This is a genomic window from Methylobacterium sp. Leaf113, assembly GCF_001423325.1.
Classification (GTDB): Bacteria; Pseudomonadota; Alphaproteobacteria; order Rhizobiales; family Beijerinckiaceae; genus Methylobacterium.
The window spans coordinates 190994-206028 of sequence record NZ_LMNJ01000001.1; the positions used below are offsets into that span (position 1 = coordinate 190994).

18 protein-coding genes and 1 pseudogene are annotated in these 15035 nt (G+C 64.6%); 7 read left to right on the plus strand and 12 right to left on the minus strand.

Annotated elements, in window-relative coordinates:
- Positions 1-92: 92 nt before the first annotated feature.
- Together ASF60_RS00870 and ASF60_RS00875 are read right to left on the minus strand one after the other, a co-directional pair.
- Positions 93-1919 carry an aminopeptidase P family protein gene (locus ASF60_RS00870; RefSeq protein WP_056178852.1) on the minus strand — a complete coding sequence of 609 codons (1827 nt, stop codon included), beginning with the start codon at positions 1917-1919 and terminating at the stop codon, positions 93-95.
- Between the two features lie 22 nt (positions 1920-1941).
- The gene (locus tag ASF60_RS00875) at positions 1942-2880 is read right to left on the minus strand and encodes a 50S ribosomal protein L11 methyltransferase (protein WP_056178856.1); all 939 of its coding nucleotides are present in this window, start codon (positions 2878-2880) and stop codon (positions 1942-1944) included.
- 404 nt (positions 2881-3284) lie between these two features.
- On the opposite strand from ASF60_RS00875, the gene modA reads away from it, so the two are divergent.
- From modA to ASF60_RS23325, 4 genes are all read left to right on the plus strand, one after another.
- Positions 3285-4076, plus strand: a complete 792-nt coding sequence (gene modA, locus ASF60_RS00880; RefSeq protein ID WP_056178859.1) for a molybdate ABC transporter substrate-binding protein — start codon at positions 3285-3287, stop codon at positions 4074-4076.
- A gap of 47 nt (positions 4077-4123) precedes the next feature.
- A complete protein-coding gene (gene modB / locus ASF60_RS00885; protein ID WP_056179963.1) occupies positions 4124-4849 on the plus strand; it encodes a molybdate ABC transporter permease subunit in 726 nt (241 codons plus the stop codon).
- The gene (modC, locus tag ASF60_RS00890) at positions 4846-5946 is read left to right on the plus strand and encodes a molybdenum ABC transporter ATP-binding protein (RefSeq protein WP_056178862.1); all 1101 of its coding nucleotides are present in this window, start codon (positions 4846-4848) and stop codon (positions 5944-5946) included. Before modB ends, modC begins: the two co-directional genes overlap by 4 nt.
- 148 nt (positions 5947-6094) lie before the next feature.
- Complete coding sequence (locus ASF60_RS23325; RefSeq protein ID WP_082503915.1) at positions 6095-6499, plus strand: hypothetical protein; 405 nt, start codon at positions 6095-6097, stop codon at positions 6497-6499.
- Positions 6500-6617: 118 nt separating this feature from the next.
- On the opposite strand, the gene ASF60_RS25390 is transcribed toward ASF60_RS23325, so the two are convergent.
- Both ASF60_RS25390 and ASF60_RS25395 read right to left on the minus strand, forming a co-directional pair.
- Positions 6618-7616 carry a flagellin gene (locus tag ASF60_RS25390; protein ID WP_244478283.1) on the minus strand — a complete coding sequence of 333 codons (999 nt, stop codon included), beginning with the start codon at positions 7614-7616 and terminating at the stop codon, positions 6618-6620.
- 264 nt (positions 7617-7880) lie between these two features.
- A pseudogene (locus tag ASF60_RS25395) lies at positions 7881-8273 on the minus strand (flagellin N-terminal helical domain-containing protein); the annotation flags it as partial.
- 242 nt (positions 8274-8515) lie between these two features.
- On the opposite strand from ASF60_RS25395, the gene ASF60_RS00905 reads away from it, so the two are divergent.
- Positions 8516-8935, plus strand: a complete 420-nt coding sequence (locus tag ASF60_RS00905; RefSeq protein ID WP_056178867.1) for a flagellar biosynthesis repressor FlbT — start codon at positions 8516-8518, stop codon at positions 8933-8935.
- An 87-nt stretch (positions 8936-9022) separates the two neighbouring features.
- On the opposite strand, the gene flaF is transcribed toward ASF60_RS00905, so the two are convergent.
- Positions 9023-9382 carry a flagellar biosynthesis regulator FlaF gene (flaF, locus tag ASF60_RS00910; RefSeq protein ID WP_056178871.1) on the minus strand — a complete coding sequence of 120 codons (360 nt, stop codon included), beginning with the start codon at positions 9380-9382 and terminating at the stop codon, positions 9023-9025.
- A 111-nt stretch (positions 9383-9493) separates the two neighbouring features.
- Here flaF and ASF60_RS00915 point away from each other — a divergent pair, with 111 nt between their 5' ends.
- Positions 9494-9802, plus strand: a complete 309-nt coding sequence (locus ASF60_RS00915) for a hypothetical protein (protein ID WP_338011486.1) — start codon at positions 9494-9496, stop codon at positions 9800-9802.
- A 20-nt stretch (positions 9803-9822) separates the two neighbouring features.
- On the opposite strand, the gene ASF60_RS25930 is transcribed toward ASF60_RS00915, so the two are convergent.
- From ASF60_RS25930 to ASF60_RS00945, 7 genes are all read right to left on the minus strand, one after another.
- On the minus strand, positions 9823-9957 hold the full coding sequence (locus tag ASF60_RS25930) for a hypothetical protein (RefSeq protein ID WP_274533532.1): 135 nt from the start codon (positions 9955-9957) through the stop codon (positions 9823-9825).
- Positions 9958-10053: 96 nt separating this feature from the next.
- Positions 10054-10362 carry a hypothetical protein gene (locus ASF60_RS25400; protein WP_082507668.1) on the minus strand — a complete coding sequence of 103 codons (309 nt, stop codon included), beginning with the start codon at positions 10360-10362 and terminating at the stop codon, positions 10054-10056.
- Between the two features lie 159 nt (positions 10363-10521).
- A complete protein-coding gene (locus tag ASF60_RS00925) occupies positions 10522-11052 on the minus strand; it encodes a metallophosphoesterase family protein (RefSeq protein WP_056178878.1) in 531 nt (176 codons plus the stop codon).
- 28 nt (positions 11053-11080) lie between these two features.
- On the minus strand, positions 11081-12157 hold the full coding sequence (locus ASF60_RS00930) for a TonB family protein (protein ID WP_056178881.1): 1077 nt from the start codon (positions 12155-12157) through the stop codon (positions 11081-11083).
- Positions 12158-12161: 4 nt separating this feature from the next.
- Positions 12162-12659 carry a protein TolR gene (gene tolR, locus ASF60_RS00935; RefSeq protein WP_056178885.1) on the minus strand — a complete coding sequence of 166 codons (498 nt, stop codon included), beginning with the start codon at positions 12657-12659 and terminating at the stop codon, positions 12162-12164.
- A gap of 155 nt (positions 12660-12814) precedes the next feature.
- Positions 12815-13507 (minus strand): MotA/TolQ/ExbB proton channel family protein, encoded by a 693-nt coding sequence (locus ASF60_RS00940; RefSeq protein ID WP_056178888.1) that lies wholly within the window; start codon positions 13505-13507, stop codon positions 12815-12817.
- A gap of 53 nt (positions 13508-13560) precedes the next feature.
- Positions 13561-13947: a Tat pathway signal protein gene (locus ASF60_RS00945; RefSeq protein ID WP_443136719.1), complete on the minus strand. Its 387-nt coding sequence runs from the start codon at positions 13945-13947 to the stop codon at positions 13561-13563.
- 593 nt (positions 13948-14540) lie between these two features.
- On the opposite strand from ASF60_RS00945, the gene ASF60_RS00950 reads away from it, so the two are divergent.
- Entirely contained in the window at positions 14541-15011 is a 471-nt protein-coding gene (locus ASF60_RS00950; RefSeq protein ID WP_056178891.1) for an Hsp20 family protein, read from the plus strand.
- Positions 15012-15035 lie beyond the last annotated feature (24 nt).

Below are 15035 nucleotides of genomic sequence, written 5' to 3' on the forward strand. Positions count from 1 at the left end.
TGTCTCCGATTTTTCCGAGCCGGAACAGTCAGGCGGAGTCGACAGGATCGTCGCACAGTCGGTGCATGTCTGCTGCCCGGTGCGGCTCTGCCTCAAGCGACAGTGGTCAATGGCCGCGTGGCCTGCTCGAGCCAGTTCCGGGTTGCAACGTCCAGATCCGGGCTCAGTTCGGCACATACCCGCGCATGGTAGCTGTCGATCCAGGCTCGCTCCTCGGGGGTCAGCAGATCGAGGCGAATGAGATGCCGATCAAAGGGCGCCAACGTCAGGGTCTCAAAACCGAGCATCGGCCGTTCGCCGCCGGATATCGTCCGCGTTTCGACAAGGACGAGGTTTTCCAGCCGAATGCCGTAGGCGCCCGGCTTGTAGTAGCCCGGCTCGTTCGAAAGGATCATGCCCGGTTCGAGGGCGACCATTCCGGTCTTGGCGATGCGCTGCGGCCCCTCATGGACCGACAGAAAGACCCCCACCCCGTGGCCCGTCCCGTGGTCGAAGTCGAGCCCGGCTTCCCAGAGTGGAAGGCGCGCGAAGGAATCGATCTGCGCACCCGTCGTTCCCTGCGGGAAGACCGCGCGGGCAATGCCCAGATGTCCTTTTAAGACGCGTGTGAAACGATCCTGCATCGCTTCCGACGGCATGCCGATCGCCACCGTACGGGTGATGTCGGTAGTCCCATCTTCGTATTGTGCTCCGGAATCCACAAGGAACAGCTCGCCAGGCAGGATGTGTCGGTTGGTTTCCCGGCTCACCCGGTAGTGCACGATGGCACCGTTGGCGCCGCTGCCCGAGATCGTTGGAAACGAGACATCGCGGAGAAGGCCGCTCTCCGCACGAAAATCCTCCAGCGCTTTGACCGCGGCGATCTCGGTCAGCCCCTCGCCTTGGCCATCGAGCCAAGCGAGGAAGCGCGTGACCGCGACGCCATCACGGTGATGCGCCGCCCGGGTGCCGGCGATTTCCGATGGATTTTTGACGGCCTTCATGGCGGTGATCGGATCGGGGCCGAGATCAGCCACCCCGCCGGCCGCCTCGACACGAAGCTTCAAGGCGTAGGCCGCCGTGCCGGCATCGAGCCTGACACGGGCGGCGTTTGCCGCCTGCGCGGCGAGACCATCCTCGAAGGCTGCGCGCGGATGAAGGTCGGCGAGAGGTTCCAGTGCGGTGCGCAACTCCGGGCTGAGATTCGGCGACGTCAGGTAGAGGGCGGCGCGCCCTTCGCGCGGCACCACTGCATAGCCGAGCGCCAGAGGCGTATGCGCTACATCGGAGCCGCGCAGGTTGAAGGCCCAGGCGAGGTTATGCGGATCGGAGATCACCAGAGCCGCAATATCGACATCAGCCAGGGCAGCACGGATGCGACCGAGCTTTTCGGCTGCGGCCTCTCCAGCGAACGCCAAGGGATGGACCACCACGCTGCCCGCGGGTGAGCCGGGTCGGTCGGTCCAGACGCTGTCGACAGGATTCGCTTCCACGGCTCGGAGGGTCGCTCCGGCTTTACTCGCTGCTCGCCCCAGGCGCGCCACGCTGTCGGGCGTGTGAAGCCAGGGATCGTAGGCAAGAACTTCGCCCGGCTTGAGGTGGGCGCCGACCCAGGCCGAGACGGGAGTCTCGGCCAGCGGTACCGGAGTGATGACGGCGGTATCGACCTGAGCCGGCGCCTGCAGGGTATACCGTCCGTCGACGACGAGCGCGGCTTCATCGTGCAGGATCACGGCGGTACCAGCCGATCCAGTGAAGCCGGTCAGCCAAGCGAGGCGCTCGGCTTGCGGGGCGACATATTCGGACTGATGCTCGTCGGCACGGGGGACCACGAACCCATCGAGCCCGGCTGCACGCAGGGCCTCGCGGAGGGCCCGGATGCGGCTTGCGCCCTGGCTGTGGCTCGGATCGTCGAAGGTCTGGAAACGGGCGCGGGTCATGGCGCCCAGGGTTACGCCGGGCTCAGGAGTGCCGCAACCAGCCTCGACGCGGACGTGGGGCGCTGCCGCCACGTTTCAGCACCAGGGTGGCCCAGCCCTCGATCAGGCCGTGACGGGCGAGGTGAAACCCGCGGTGGCGGTAAGTCGAGAGGACGCCCGGGACGTCGCGCTCGATCAGGCCGGACAGGATCAGGATACCTTGATCGGCAACGACCGCCGTGAGGGAGGGTGCCAAGCCCTTCAGGGGACGTGCCAGAATATTGGCGAAGACCACGTCGAACCGGCGCGGTCGATTGGCGAGCGCATGGCGGACGCCCGGTCCCTGGTAGAGCCGCAGCACCGGCCCGAGGCCATTGAGGCGGGCATTGCCGACAGCGGTGGTCACCGCTTCGGGATCGAGGTCTCCGGCGATGACCGGTGTATGAAGCGCCTTGGCCGCCGCGAAGGCCAGGATGCCGGTGCCGGTGCCGACATCGAGCACGTGGGCGGGGCGCCCGCGCTTGAGGATCTCCGCCAAGGCTTTGAGGCAGCCGAGTGTCGTACCGTGATGGCCGGTCCCGAAAGCCAGCGCCGCCTCGATCTCAATGGCAAGATCGTTCGCCCGCACCGTGTCGCGGTCGTGGCTGCCATGAACGAGAAAGCGTCCGGCCCGCACGGGCTTCAGGCCTTCCAGGGATGCACGGACCCAATCCTGCTGATCGATGGTCTCGAAGCTCGCGACATCCGCCTGTTCACCCACCACGGGCCGGATCAAGTCGCGGATCATGTCCTCGTCTGGGGCGTCGGCGAAGTAGGCCTCCAGCCTCCACGTCTGTCCGTCCTCCGCCTCGAAGGCGGCGACCGCTGTCTGAGTCGGGTCGAACATCTCGCCGAGAAGATCGGTCATCGCGCGCGCCGAGCCCTCATCGGTGAGGAGGCGGAGCACATGGGTCGGGCGGTGGGGGGGCAGGCCTTCGAGCATGCCCGGGGCTCTATCACCCGCGACGTCCCGCCGCCACCAGGCGCGGAAGCTTGGCCGGAACGGAAGCGTGAGATCCGCGTTTGCTGTGGCTTCTCCAGGCTCACGTCGGTTTCGGAGCGTGCGTTGTGCGTATGAAAATCAGAAGAACCGGCGGTCGAACGCCGGTCGTCCTCGCAGAGAGGTCCAAGGCCCGCCGTCGCCTCGTTCGCGACCGGGGCATCTTTTCGGATGCCGAAACTCTGACGGGGCCGCTTCCCGGTTCGATGCTGGTTCTGTTGAGCCGTCTGCACCGCTCGGAGCGCTCGCCCTCGGAGGACGAAGATCGCGGCAACTGACGGCGTTGTTCCGAACCATGCTATGGCCGACCTGCCGGATCGGCTTGGCTGGCAACGGGAGACAGGGTGATGGTGCAGATTCGGCGGGCGTGGCTCGGTGCGATCCTGTGCCTGGTCCTGGGAGTCGCTAGAACCCCTGCGTGTGCCGAGGCGCCGGTGGTGGTCTTCGCGGCCGCCAGCCTGAAGAACGCGCTGGATGATGTTAGCGGGGCCTGGACGAAGGCCACGGGAAAGACCGTCAGGATTTCCTATGCAGCGTCCAGCGCTCTGGCCAAGCAGATCGAGGTTGGCGCGCCTGCCGATCTGTTCTTCTCCGCCGATCTTGCCTGGATGGACTACGTGGCGGGCAAGGGCAGCATTCAGGCTTCGACCCGCACCAGCCTTCTGCGCAATGCCTTGGTGCTGATCGCGCCGAAGGACTCGTCTCTCACCGTCGATCTCAAGCCGGGTCTCGACCTCACGAAGGCTCTGGGTGAGGGACGCATCGCCATGGGTAATGTCGAAGCGGTCCCGGCGGGAAAATACGGAAAGGCCGCCCTCGAAACGCTTGGGGCTTGGGACAGCGTGAAGGACCGGGTTGCTCAGGCCGAGAATGTCCGCGCCGCTCTCCTTCTCGTCGCCCGCGGCGAGGCACCCCTCGGCATCGTCTATGCAACGGATGCGATCTCGGACACGAGCGTCAAGGTCATCGCTGCGTTTCCGGCCGCGAGCCACCCGCCCGTGATCTATCCGGTCGCCCTCACCAAGGCTTCAACCAACCCGGACGCAGCGGATTTCCTCGCCTATCTGCGCAGTCCGGCCGCACGGGTATTCTTCGAACGCCAGGGGTTCTCAGTTATCGGCGTGGAGAATCGGACCTGACCGGTCCGATCCGGGTCCACTGAGCCTTGGTCAATCCGCTCCTGGACATGTTCGGCCTGACTCCAGATGAGGGAAGCGCGATCGCGCTGAGCCTGCGCGTCGCGTCCGTCGCCACCTTGGCAAGCCTCGTCCCAGGGCTTGCGATCGCCTGGGTGCTGGCGCGGAAGCGCTTTCCGGGGCGTGCGCTTCTCGATGGTCTGGTCCATCTGCCGCTGATCCTGCCGCCCGTCGTGACGGGTTACCTCCTCCTTCTCGCCTTCGGGCGACGGGGTACCTTCGGGAGCATGCTGGCCGAGTTCGGCATCGTGCTCTCCTTCCGATGGACCGGAGCAGCACTAGCCTGCGCCGTGATGGGCTTCCCCCTGATGGTTCGGGCCATGCGCCTGTCCCTGGAGGCCGTGGATCGTCGAGTGGAGCAAGCCGCCGCGACCCTGGGCGCCAGCCCCTTCGCCGTCTTTCTCACCGTAACTCTGCCGCTCGCTCTACCGGGTGTGTTGGCCGGCACGGTCCTGGCCTTTGCCAAGGCGATGGGGGAGTTCGGGGCGACCATCACCTTTGTGTCGAATATCCCCGGCGAGACCCAGACCCTGCCGTCGGCGATCTATACGCTGACCCAGGTGCCCGGTGGCGAAGCGGGCGCCCTACGTCTCACCCTGATCTCGGTGGCCATCTCGATGGGGGCCTTGCTCATTTCGGAGCTTCTCGCCCGCAGGCTCGGGCGTCGGCTGGGCCAAGGTCATGAGCAGATGGCGAGAGGAGGCGGGGGGGCATGACGATCACGGTGGATCTCGCCCTCAAGCGGGACGCCTTCCACCTCGACGCGGCCTTCACGGCGCCTCCTGGGCTGACCGTTCTGTTCGGCCGCTCAGGCTCGGGGAAGAGCACGGTGATCGCCTGCATGGCCGGGCTGGTTCGGCCGGACCGGGGCCGGATTGCCCTGGACGATCAAATCCTCCTCGACACGGTCCGCAACATCCATGTGCCTACGCATCGGCGTCGGATCGGAACGGTTTTCCAGGAGGCGCGGTTGATACCCCACCTCTCGGTGCGGCGGAACCTCGCCTATGGGCGCTGGTTCGCGCGCGGGCTGCGCGATGCCGCCGGGCTCGAACCGGGGGCGGTGATCGATCTTCTGGGCATCGGCCACCTCCTCGACCGACAGGTCGTGGGTCTCTCCGGTGGCGAAAGCCAACGGGTCGCGATCGGTCGGGCGCTGCTGTCGCGGCCCCGCCTTCTTCTCATGGATGAACCGCTGGCCGCCCTCGATGCCGAGCGCAAGGCCGAGATCCTGCCCTTGATCGAACGCCTGCGCGACATTGCCGGCCTCCCCATCGTGTATGTCAGCCATGCGGTCTCCGAGGTCGCCCGGCTCGCCAACACCATCGTGGTGTTGGAGGGCGGCCGAATCGCCGCCGCCGGACCCGCCGAGGCCATCCTGCGACGGGGTGACCTCGGCGCCTTTCATGCCGCCCAGGCCGGCGCGCTCCTCGACATGGTGGTGGAGGCGGACGTGCCGAATGCCGGGCTGACACGTCTCTCCGGCCGTGCAGGGCGCCTGCTGGTGCCACGTCTGAGCCAGGCGGTCGGAACCACCGTACGAATCCACGTGCCTGCCCGCGACGTTCTGCTCTCTCTTGACGATCCGCGGGGCCTGAGCGCCCGCAATCGATTGTGCGGCCACGTCTCGGCCCTTCATGATCAGGCCGAGGGTGCCGTGCTGGTGGAGGTGGATTGCAGCGGTGCCGTACTCTCCGCGCGCCTGACGCGGGCCTCCGTTCAGGACCTTAGCCTCGCGCCCGGCACACCCGTCTTCGCGATTATTAAGAGCGTAGCCTTCGACCCTCACGGAGTTGGTGCGATCGAGATCTGATTGGTCGTTAAAATTCAAGTGCTGAATTTATTGTCGGCTTGAGCTTGCGGATCAAGATCCTCGCGCCCGAACGGATTCCTTAAGATCCCATTCACGTCGCGCGTCGTGTCTAGAAGACGACCGCAACAGCCGACCGCAGGAGCGTGCGATGTCGATCCCCAGCCTAGGCGCGACGCCAGCATCCTACGTCGTCGGCGCAACGCCGGCCCCGATCTCTCCCGTTCAGCCTGTCCAGGCTCCAGCTCCCCTTGCGCCTGCGGTCAAGGTCGATATCCGCAGTCAGGACCAGAGTTCCGATGCCCGGATCGGGACGGCACGGGCTCCTGAACCGGACGAGGACGCCAGAACCCCACGAGCGGCTCAGGCCGCGATGGAGCCGCGTATCCGGATCGACCAGGACACCAAGACAGTGATCTATCAGGAAGTCGATCCGGCCTCGGGTGACGTGGTGATACAACTGCCGGACCCGGTGGTGCTCAAGGCCCGCGCCTATGCCGAGGCAGCCGAGGCCCGGGCCAAGCTATCTGCTCGTCCGCTCGACCTTACGGCTTGAGCCGAAGCGCCGACCCAAACGAAAAAAAGGCCGGGGCGATGAGCCCCGGCCTTTTTTATACGGTTCGATGGATAGATGGAGAAAGCGCCGGCCCGAAGGCCGGCGACGGGCTCATCCCTTAGCGAAGGAGCTGCAGGATACCCTGCTGCGCCGTGTTGGCGAGCGAGAGGGCCGAGATGCCGATCGACTGGCGGGTCGACAGGGCCTGCGAGTTGGCGGCTTCCTCGTTGAGGTCCGCGTTCGTCAGGTTGGCCGAGCCAGTGTCGAGGATGTTGATCAGGTTCTTCGAGAAGTCCTGACGGTTCTGCACCACCGAGAGGTTGGAGCCGAAGGTCGAGGACTGGGCACGAAGCTGGCTGGTGGCTTGGGTGATTGCCGTCAGTGCCTTGTTGATCTCATCATCCGACTGGAAACCGCCAGTTACCGAGGTGAGGCCCAGTCCATCCGAGTCGAGCTTGGAACCCTCAATGCTGAGACTTGAAGAGCCGGTCTCGTTGAAAGTCACCTTCAGCGAGTTTTCCTTCGCGTCAGTGCCCGAACGGTACAACAGGTTGATGCCGTTGTAGCTCGAGTCCTTGGCCTGCTGAGTGATCTGGTCGAGCAGGGTGTTGAACTGCTTGGCGAGGGAGGTCCGGGTCGCGTTGGTGCCGCTGGCCGAGCCTTCACCGACGCCGACTTTCGCCGCAGCTGTCAAACCAGCAGTGCCGAAGCCGAGGTTGAAGCCGGCTGCGTTCCCGATGCTGACGCTTTCGGATGAGCCGGTTGCAGTCGTCGTAAAGGTAAGCCGATTGGACACGAAGCTGGCAGAGACTTTTCCAGCAAACCCGGTATCGGCATTGAGCTGAGCGTTGATCGACGCCGCGATTTCAGTCTGTGTGGTCGCGTTTGCCGTCGCGCCGTCGGCGACGGTGATGGTCTTTTTGGGACCTGAGCCGAGCTGAATCTCGAAGGTGGGAGCGAGGGCAGCACCGGAGAAATCGAAGGGCCCGGCAGCGATTGCCTCACCGGACACGACAGCGGCTGTCGCACTGTTCTTCGCGGCTGCACCCGTGGCCGTCTGAGCAGCAGTTCCAGTGCCAAAGCCGATGTCGACCTCGTTGCCAGTCGTGTTGGTCACGATGGCCTGAGAAGCCGAGCCTGTCGCGTTCGAAGTGAATACGATGCGGCCGTCCGTGGTCTTGGAAGCGGTGACCGCAGCAGGCCCAGCTTCGTTCGAGATCTGATTATTGATAGCTTATACGACGTCGTCTGCCGTGACCTTGGACACATTGTTTGTGACACCGCCCAGCGTTGAAGCGTCGAGCGTGATAGTCGTCGAATTGGTACCGTCGCCGACAGTGAAAACTGCATTCCGGGTGCCGGAGAAGTCCTGCGTGCCGTCGGTGGCGGCCGTCGTGGTGCCCTGAAAGCCGGTGACGGCGGTCAGGATTGCGGCGGTCGCCGGGGTTCCGTTCGTGACCGAGCTCTTGTCGGCCAGCGCTTGGTTGGCAGTGGACTTGGCCGAGTCGACCAGCTTCTGGATTGAGGTGATGCCTTGGTTGGCAGCCTGGATGGTCTGGACGCCGTTCGAGATACCGTTGAGCAGCGAACCAAGATCGCCCGACCGGCCCGACAGGGCCTGAGAGGTGAAGAAGCTCGTCGGGTCATCGAGGGCCGAGTTGACCTTCTTGCCCGTCGAGAGCCGGTTCTGGGTGCTGGATAGGAGGTCCGCAGTTCCCTGCAGCGAAAGCAGGTTCTGGCGTGTGGCAGCGGTGAGGGTGACGCCTGAAGACATGATGGTCGATCCATTCTGATCGGTGCGCCTCCGTTTTTGGAGGCGACCGCAGATGACCATCGATCCCTTGCAATCGACTTAATGAGCCTCGCGAACGAACTGTTAATGAGCTCGGTCAAACATGGCGAATATTGAAAATAGAAAGATATATCAATTATTTGGCGATCCGCCCGCATCACCTTATTTAGGTTCTGTTAACCATGCTAGGCGAGTATGCTCCCAGATCCGCAACGAGTAGCGCCATGCCTCTGAAGATCGAACTCAAGCCGTTCGAGCGTCTGCTCATTGGCGGCACGGCAATTCGCAATGGATCGCGTCGCTCCAGCTTCGTCATCGAGACCGTGACAAAGTTTCTGCGAGAGAGCGACATCATCCTGGAGAGCGAGGCCGATACGGCCTGTAAGCGCCTCTACGTCACTCTGACGGTCTTGTATCTTGCGGACAGCACGCCCGAAGCGGAGGACCTGTTCATCACCCAGGCCAATGCGTTGATGGCGGCCGCGCCGAGCATGGCGCCCTATCTCCGCGACATTCACGATTTCATCGCGCAGGGCGAGTTGTACCGAGCCCTGAAGCGCTGCAAGGACCTGATCCAATACGAGCAGTCGCTAGCGGAACGGCTGGTGCCCCCAGCCAATCCCGATCCGTCGACGAACCGCTGAATTTCGGAGCTTGCCGCAGGAATCGGAAGAGCCCACCGCTGGGAAGCGGCGGGCTCTTTCGTGCGGCAGGAGCACGCCGCCGTCAGCCTACATGCGGAGGCCGGCGGCGATATTCTGGTTGATGCTGATGAGGGCGGACAACTTCTCGGCGGTCGGTTCGATCAACGTATCGATCATCCGTTTGAAGACGAAGGTCGAGAGTTCGGCAATGCTGTTCTTGATCTCAGCAGGCAGCGGACTCTCTGGAGCAGTGGCGGCCCCAGCGATGATGGTCCAGACCTTCTGGTTGAAGTTCAGGGCCTCACTGAGCCCCGGTGCCTGATTGGACCAATCCGACTGGATGGCTTGAAGTCGGGTCGCAGCCTTGATCAGCACGGCGGCTTCCGCTTCGCGCGGCGACAACGCCGTTTGTGAAACCCGGGCATAGGCGCTGGCCCCGTACGACATCGCTCGATCCTCCCTCAAGGTGCGCAAGCCCGATTCGGGGCAGCGGAGGCGACCTTAGGCAGCCGATGATTAAGGGATCGTAATATCAACCTATGCCGTAATCATGCCGAGATGAGCGGCGAGGGAAAGGTCGCGCCCGCGCAGACCACGCGACGGGCGCCGGATTCCACCATCATGATGAACTTCATTCTGGGGACGATGGCGGGCGGCCTCCTGGTCGGGCTGGTCACGATCTCGGCCGTCCGACATCCGAGCGTCCAGGCCAAGCTGGGACTGTTTCCCGTCTCGAATGCGCTCCTGATGCCGGCAGCCAAATCTCCGGCCACCAACCGCCTTGATCCTGCCTGTCGCCCGCTGGCGACCGTTGGACAGCCCGACATGCTGTTCTCAAAGCGTCGGTTCTGGTTTGTCGCTCCCTGAAGGCGGGAGAGGCCGGGTAGTCAGATGCTGCTGATCAGGAACATCACCATCGTGGTCGCCACGGTGGTGCTGAGGAAGCCGCACAGGGCTGCCGCGAAGGACGGGCCGATGGCCGGGTTACGGTGGAGGGCGTTCACGTCGGCGGTGGTGTTCATCAGGGCTGACCTTGGCGGCGGCGAATCATCGGCCGGGTGGGATGGGAAGGTGCATCGTTCGGGTCCGGAGGGGCGTGCGGGTCCGCACCCTGTCAGTCAGCAGCGGTGCGCAGCTTTGGCAGCCCGCAGAGCGCGAGCTTCACTGCGCAGGTCGATAGCGACGACGCCGGCACCGCAATCCTCGAATGCATCCCGGGCATCCGCATAGCGGTCTCCAATCTCGTCCAGCGTGTCACAGGCGCGATCGTGGTTGCCGAGCCGAGCCTCTTGGCGGAACTGGAAGCGGAGCGCGTTGGCCTCATCGATTTTGCGCTGCGCATCGAGACAGGCAGGGGCTGCGAGGGCAGGAGCCGCGAGACTGATAAGGAGCATCGTGCCGAGCGTAAGTCGAAGCGGGTGACGCATGGAAACACCTGAGATGTGGACACTGGGGCGTGCGGCCGGTGAATTGAATTCACGGATCGTTCGAGAGTGTCCGCAAGTTGAGAGTTGGCTTGGCCCAAAACGAAATAGGCGTTGCGCTGCTCATCCTGCGTTCAGGTTCCGGAAACGGCGGACCCGCCGCTAAGGTTCCACGCTTTTGTGCGCTGCCGTCCGCTTGCGGCGGGAGGTCAGGATCGCTGCAAGACTGACCGGAGCAGGACCCTGAGCGTCAATTCCGACATCATACTGTCGGGGTATGGGCTTCAGGCGGTTGTGCGAGTGCCCATGCAGATTGATGGCCCCCCGCCCGATCCCGTTCCAAGTGCGAAAGGCGTAGTGGCAGAGAACGAGGCGACGGTCGTCGACGGTGAGTTCGGCGTAGTGCGAAACCGACGTCCAGTCTGATGCGTGCAGCGTCCCAGGCCCATCGTTGTTGCCAACGATCAGGTGCTTGGTTCCGGGAAGGGATGCGAGGATCTCGGCGATGCGGGTGTCCGAAGGGCCGAGAGCGAAGTCGCCGAGATGCCAGACCTCATCCTCCGGCTTCACCACGGCACTCCAGGCGGTGATCAAGGCTGCGTCGTGAGCCGCAAGGTCCGTATAGGGACGCTTGTCGATCCGCAGGACCCGCGAATCTCCGAAATGCGTGTCGCTGGTGAACCACACCGGCATGATCAGCGCCTACTGCCGGACACCTCGATTACCGCCCTGGGCTGAAGCGCAGCGGGACGGTCACGGCCAGGCTGCTCAGAGTGATGCCGGCGGGTGCGGGCGGAAGCGAGCCGCGTACGGTCGCCAGGGCTGCGCTGTCGATCGCACCGATGCCGCTGCTGCTGGCAAGGCCCGCACTCAGAACCTGCCCGGAGCGGGACACGGTGAATCGCACCACAGCGACGCCGCCGCTGGTCCCCGCCGCCGCATTGGCGTTCATCCGGCCGCGAATGGCGGAGCTCAGCATACCTTGCCAGGCGCGCAGGGCGTTCGGGTCATTGCCGCCGGCGGCAGCGCCGGCACTGCTCTGACGGGACGCGGACGCGGAGTTCTGCTGCGCACGCCCCTGGCTGGCGGTCGCGGCCGCACGGCGGGCCGCTTCCTTGGCGGCCTTGGCCTTCGCCTCTTTGGCGGCTTCGCGCCGCTCCTCTTGCTCTGCCTTCAGGCGAGCCTCACGGTCGGCCTTTCGCTTCGCCTCCCGCTTGGCTTCGAGGATCTTGGCCGGGTCGGGCTTCGGCTTCTCGATTTCCGTTGGCTTGGGAGCGACCGCCACGGTGGGTGGCGGCGGAGCCAGCGCGGGCGCTTCCGGCGCCGACGAGGTGATGACCTGATCCTCCGGCGGCGGCTCCGCCACCGCCTCCACCGGTGGCTGCACCGGCGCATCCGTCGGCTCGGCCATCGTGGTGGCTTCCGGGGCGACGGGTGTCGCGTCCGGTGGCGGCGGCGTGGTGGCTTCCGGTGGGGCGACCTCCGTCGTCTCCATCGGCTTCACCACCGGCTCGGCTTCCGGTGTTTCGACGGGGTTCGCTTCGGGCGGAGCCGGGCTCGACGCGGCTTGCTCGGCTGGCGACTGTGTATCTGCCTCCGTCATCTGCGGGGCGAGATCGATCGTGACGATGTTTTCGCCAGGAGGTGCCGTTGGCGCGGCGCCGAACACCATCATGCCGACGAGAGCCGCGATGTGCAGCGCGAGAGCGACCAGGAAAGCATAGGCGAGGCCGGATGGGCCTTGCCGCTCCGGGCCGCGTGTCGTTGCGAAGGCGCTCGGGGGTTGAAGGACACTCATGAGATCAGCGTGGCGTTCCGCTGGCGGCGGCAGGGGCAGGGGCCGCCGGTGCCGAGGGCAGCGCGCCGCCGGGTGATTGCGCGATCAGCGAGACCTTGGAGAATCCCGCCTGTCCGACGAGCCCCATCACTTCCATGACCCGACCATAGGGGACGTCGCGATCCCCGCGCACCAGCATGACCTGGTTGGGATCCTGCGCTGCCAATGTCCGCAGACGTGGCAGGATCGTATCCGGGAACAGTTCTTCCTTGGCGAGATAAGGCTTGCCATCTTTATCGATGGAGATCTCGAGCGGTTTCTGGGCCTGCGCTACCTTCTGAGCGGTCGTTTTCGGGAGCTGTACCGGCACGCCCGTCGTCATCAGGGGCGCGGCTACCATGAAGATGATGAGCAGCACGAGCATGACGTCGACCATCGGGGTGACGTTGATCTCGGACATCGGCGCCGCGTCGAGGCCATCCTCGTCATCGCCGCCGCCGGCGCGGATCGAACCCATTGCCATCGTGAAGCGGCCCTCCGGGGCCAGGGTGGACGACCGTAAGCCGGCCCATCGCAGAGATTGCTGTGTCTGAATCGGCGCTGTCGTGGTACCGAAACGGCTCTGAATTGACCTGGAACCCGATCAGGCCCGAGAGATCACCGCTGCAATCCGCACCGTCATTCCGCTGCGGCGGCGCGTCCGTGGACAGTCCGGTCGCGGGCGAGTCGGTTGCCGAGAATTCCGATGGTCGAAATGAAGCTCGACTGAACCCGGCCGACATCGTTGATGAGCTTGTTGTAGGCCATGACCGCCGGGATGGCGACGATGAGGCCGATGGCCGTTGCGAACAGTGCCTCGGCGATGCCGGGGGCTACGACGGCGAGGGAGGTATCCTGGCTCTTCGCGATCGACGAGAACGAATTCATGATGCCCCACACCGTGCCGAACAGACCGATGAACGGCGCCGTCGAGCCGGCGGTGGCCAGCAACGGTAGCCCGGTCTGCAAGCGCTTGATGCGTGAAGTCAGGGCGGCCCGCATCGCGCGCTCGATGCGATCGCGCCGCTCGGCACGGGTCTCGGTGGCATCCTGATCGCGCCAAGCCTCGACGGCAGCTCCCGTGATCTGGGCGTCGATGCCACCACCGGAGGCTTCCAGCGCGCCTCCGGAGCGCACCAGGGCATCGAAGGCGCGAGCCTGACGCTTGGCGGCCGCAACCCGTACGATCTTCTCGAACACGACGGTCCAGCACGCGATCGAGGCGACCACGAGCAGGAGCATGACGCCCTTCACGATCGGATCGGCCTGCAGGAACAGTCCGAAGAAGGATAAGTCGTGGGCGACTCCGGCCGGCGCGGCTGTCGGGTCCATGGCGGGCTCTCTCGGTGCGTGCGGGTTTCTGACGATAGGAAGAAGGGCGCCGCTCAGCGCGTGAACGTCGCTGCCGTTTTGCTCTCGGTCTCGATCCGCTCGAGGCAGGTTTCGCGACTGGCGTCGCCGCCCTCACAGGAGAGCACATCGTTGAGAAGGACCCGGCCGATCTTCGGGCAGGCGATCGCCGGGAAGTCGAACAGCCGAACCATTGTCTTGCGGTCCTGGACGGGGCCGAGTTCCACGGCAAGGCGCTTCTGAGCGATCCCGTCGTTGTCGAACGCGAAGAGATCGACCTTCAAGGATTTCAGTGCCTGGCCTCGGCTGTTATCGACCAGGAGGTAGGTCCGGCACGACTCACCCGCCGGTTCCAGGCGGTTCAATTCCAGCTTCAGAATAGGTCCCTTGCTGTCCTGCGCTGCGGCCTTGTCCTGAGCCATCGTCACGCCGCCGAAGCCAGCGAGAATCGTCAGGGAGGCGAGGCCTGACACGAGGTGCCGCGCTGCATGTGTCTTGATACTTTGCAAAGACCGTTCTCTGATCACGCAGCGCGCTCCATTCAAGGGTCCCGTCGCCCTCCGCGACGCTCCCGACGCCTGCTCGGGGGTCCGGCTCGACAATCAGTCGCAACGGACCGGGAGGGCACGGGTTCGATTCGACATGCGCCATAGGACGAGATCAGAAGACCGCGTTCGGGGCGCTCATCATGCGAGGCCGGCATATCCGAGGTCGTGACCGTAGATCAAGGTCCGGGCCGAATATCAGAGGAATTCCAAACTGTTACTCGTCGGCCTTCCGGTGGCCAAGCTTACAATGTGCCATAGTATCCTGGGGTGAAATGCCGAGAATACCCGAGCTTATGGCAGGTTAGGCAGATGGCGCATCCCGGCCAGACCCAGGATGCACCAAGCCCTTGATGCATCAGACCCTTGATGCACCCAGCAGCCACCTCCATATCGCTGTAACCGGCGAGCGATCTCCGGAAGGGGTGCTGCGCAGGCGGGCCCCGATCACCGAAGTGCCTCATGAAACAATGTTTCGGGCTTCGCTGGAAGGACATGCGTTTGTGACGACTCGGCCCTCTCCGTTCGGACACCCTTTTCTTCTCGGTTTCGACGAAATCGAGCAGGCCCTCGACCGCGTGTCGAAGGCGGCTAATGATGGCTATCCGCCCTATAACATCGAGCGGCTGCCACGCACCGAGCAACAGCCGGAGCGTCTTCGCATCACCCTCGCAGTCGCAGGCTTCACCCGCGACCAACTCGATGTGATGCTCGAGGAGAGCCAACTCGTGGTGCGGGGTCGGCAGATGGACGACAAGACCCGGCAGTTCCTCCATCGCGGCATCGCAGCGCGACAGTTTCAGCGGGCCTTCCTGCTTGCCGACGGCATGGAGGTGATGGGTGCCGATCTATCCAACGGCCTGCTTTCTATCGATCTGACCCGGCCTGAGCCGGACCGGATCGTGCGCAAGATTGCCATCGCATCCCGCGACGAGGTGTGATGTTGGGGGCTTCAACGCATATAG

What these genes read in the sequence shown, in the direction of transcription:
- ASF60_RS25400 (WP_082507668.1), bottom strand. Translation starts at nt 10,362, where the DNA reads ATGCGTCACCCGCTTCGACTTACGCTCGGCACGATGCTCCTTATCAGT.
- ASF60_RS00915 (WP_338011486.1), top strand. Translation starts at nt 9,494, where the DNA reads ATGAGCGGCGAGGGAAAGGTCGCGCCCGCGCAGACCACGCGACGGGCG.
- tolR (WP_056178885.1), bottom strand. Translation starts at nt 12,659, where the DNA reads ATGGCAATGGGTTCGATCCGCGCCGGCGGCGGCGATGACGAGGATGGC.
- ASF60_RS00945 (WP_443136719.1), bottom strand. Translation starts at nt 13,947, where the DNA reads ATGGCTCAGGACAAGGCCGCAGCGCAGGACAGCAAGGGACCTATTCTG.
- modC (WP_056178862.1), top strand. Translation starts at nt 4,846, where the DNA reads ATGACGATCACGGTGGATCTCGCCCTCAAGCGGGACGCCTTCCACCTC.
- ASF60_RS00950 (WP_056178891.1), top strand. Translation starts at nt 14,541, where the DNA reads ATGTTTCGGGCTTCGCTGGAAGGACATGCGTTTGTGACGACTCGGCCC.
- modA (WP_056178859.1), top strand. Translation starts at nt 3,285, where the DNA reads ATGGTGCAGATTCGGCGGGCGTGGCTCGGTGCGATCCTGTGCCTGGTC.
- ASF60_RS00870 (WP_056178852.1), bottom strand. Translation starts at nt 1,919, where the DNA reads ATGACCCGCGCCCGTTTCCAGACCTTCGACGATCCGAGCCACAGCCAG.
- ASF60_RS00940 (WP_056178888.1), bottom strand. Translation starts at nt 13,507, where the DNA reads ATGGACCCGACAGCCGCGCCGGCCGGAGTCGCCCACGACTTATCCTTC.
- ASF60_RS00930 (WP_056178881.1), bottom strand. Translation starts at nt 12,157, where the DNA reads ATGAGTGTCCTTCAACCCCCGAGCGCCTTCGCAACGACACGCGGCCCG.
- ASF60_RS00875 (WP_056178856.1), bottom strand. Translation starts at nt 2,880, where the DNA reads ATGCTCGAAGGCCTGCCCCCCCACCGCCCGACCCATGTGCTCCGCCTC.
- ASF60_RS23325 (WP_082503915.1), top strand. Translation starts at nt 6,095, where the DNA reads ATGTCGATCCCCAGCCTAGGCGCGACGCCAGCATCCTACGTCGTCGGC.
- ASF60_RS00905 (WP_056178867.1), top strand. Translation starts at nt 8,516, where the DNA reads ATGCCTCTGAAGATCGAACTCAAGCCGTTCGAGCGTCTGCTCATTGGC.
- flaF (WP_056178871.1), bottom strand. Translation starts at nt 9,382, where the DNA reads ATGTCGTACGGGGCCAGCGCCTATGCCCGGGTTTCACAAACGGCGTTG.
- modB (WP_056179963.1), top strand. Translation starts at nt 4,124, where the DNA reads ATGTTCGGCCTGACTCCAGATGAGGGAAGCGCGATCGCGCTGAGCCTG.
- ASF60_RS25930 (WP_274533532.1), bottom strand. Translation starts at nt 9,957, where the DNA reads ATGAACACCACCGCCGACGTGAACGCCCTCCACCGTAACCCGGCCATC.
- ASF60_RS00925 (WP_056178878.1), bottom strand. Translation starts at nt 11,052, where the DNA reads ATGCCGGTGTGGTTCACCAGCGACACGCATTTCGGAGATTCGCGGGTC.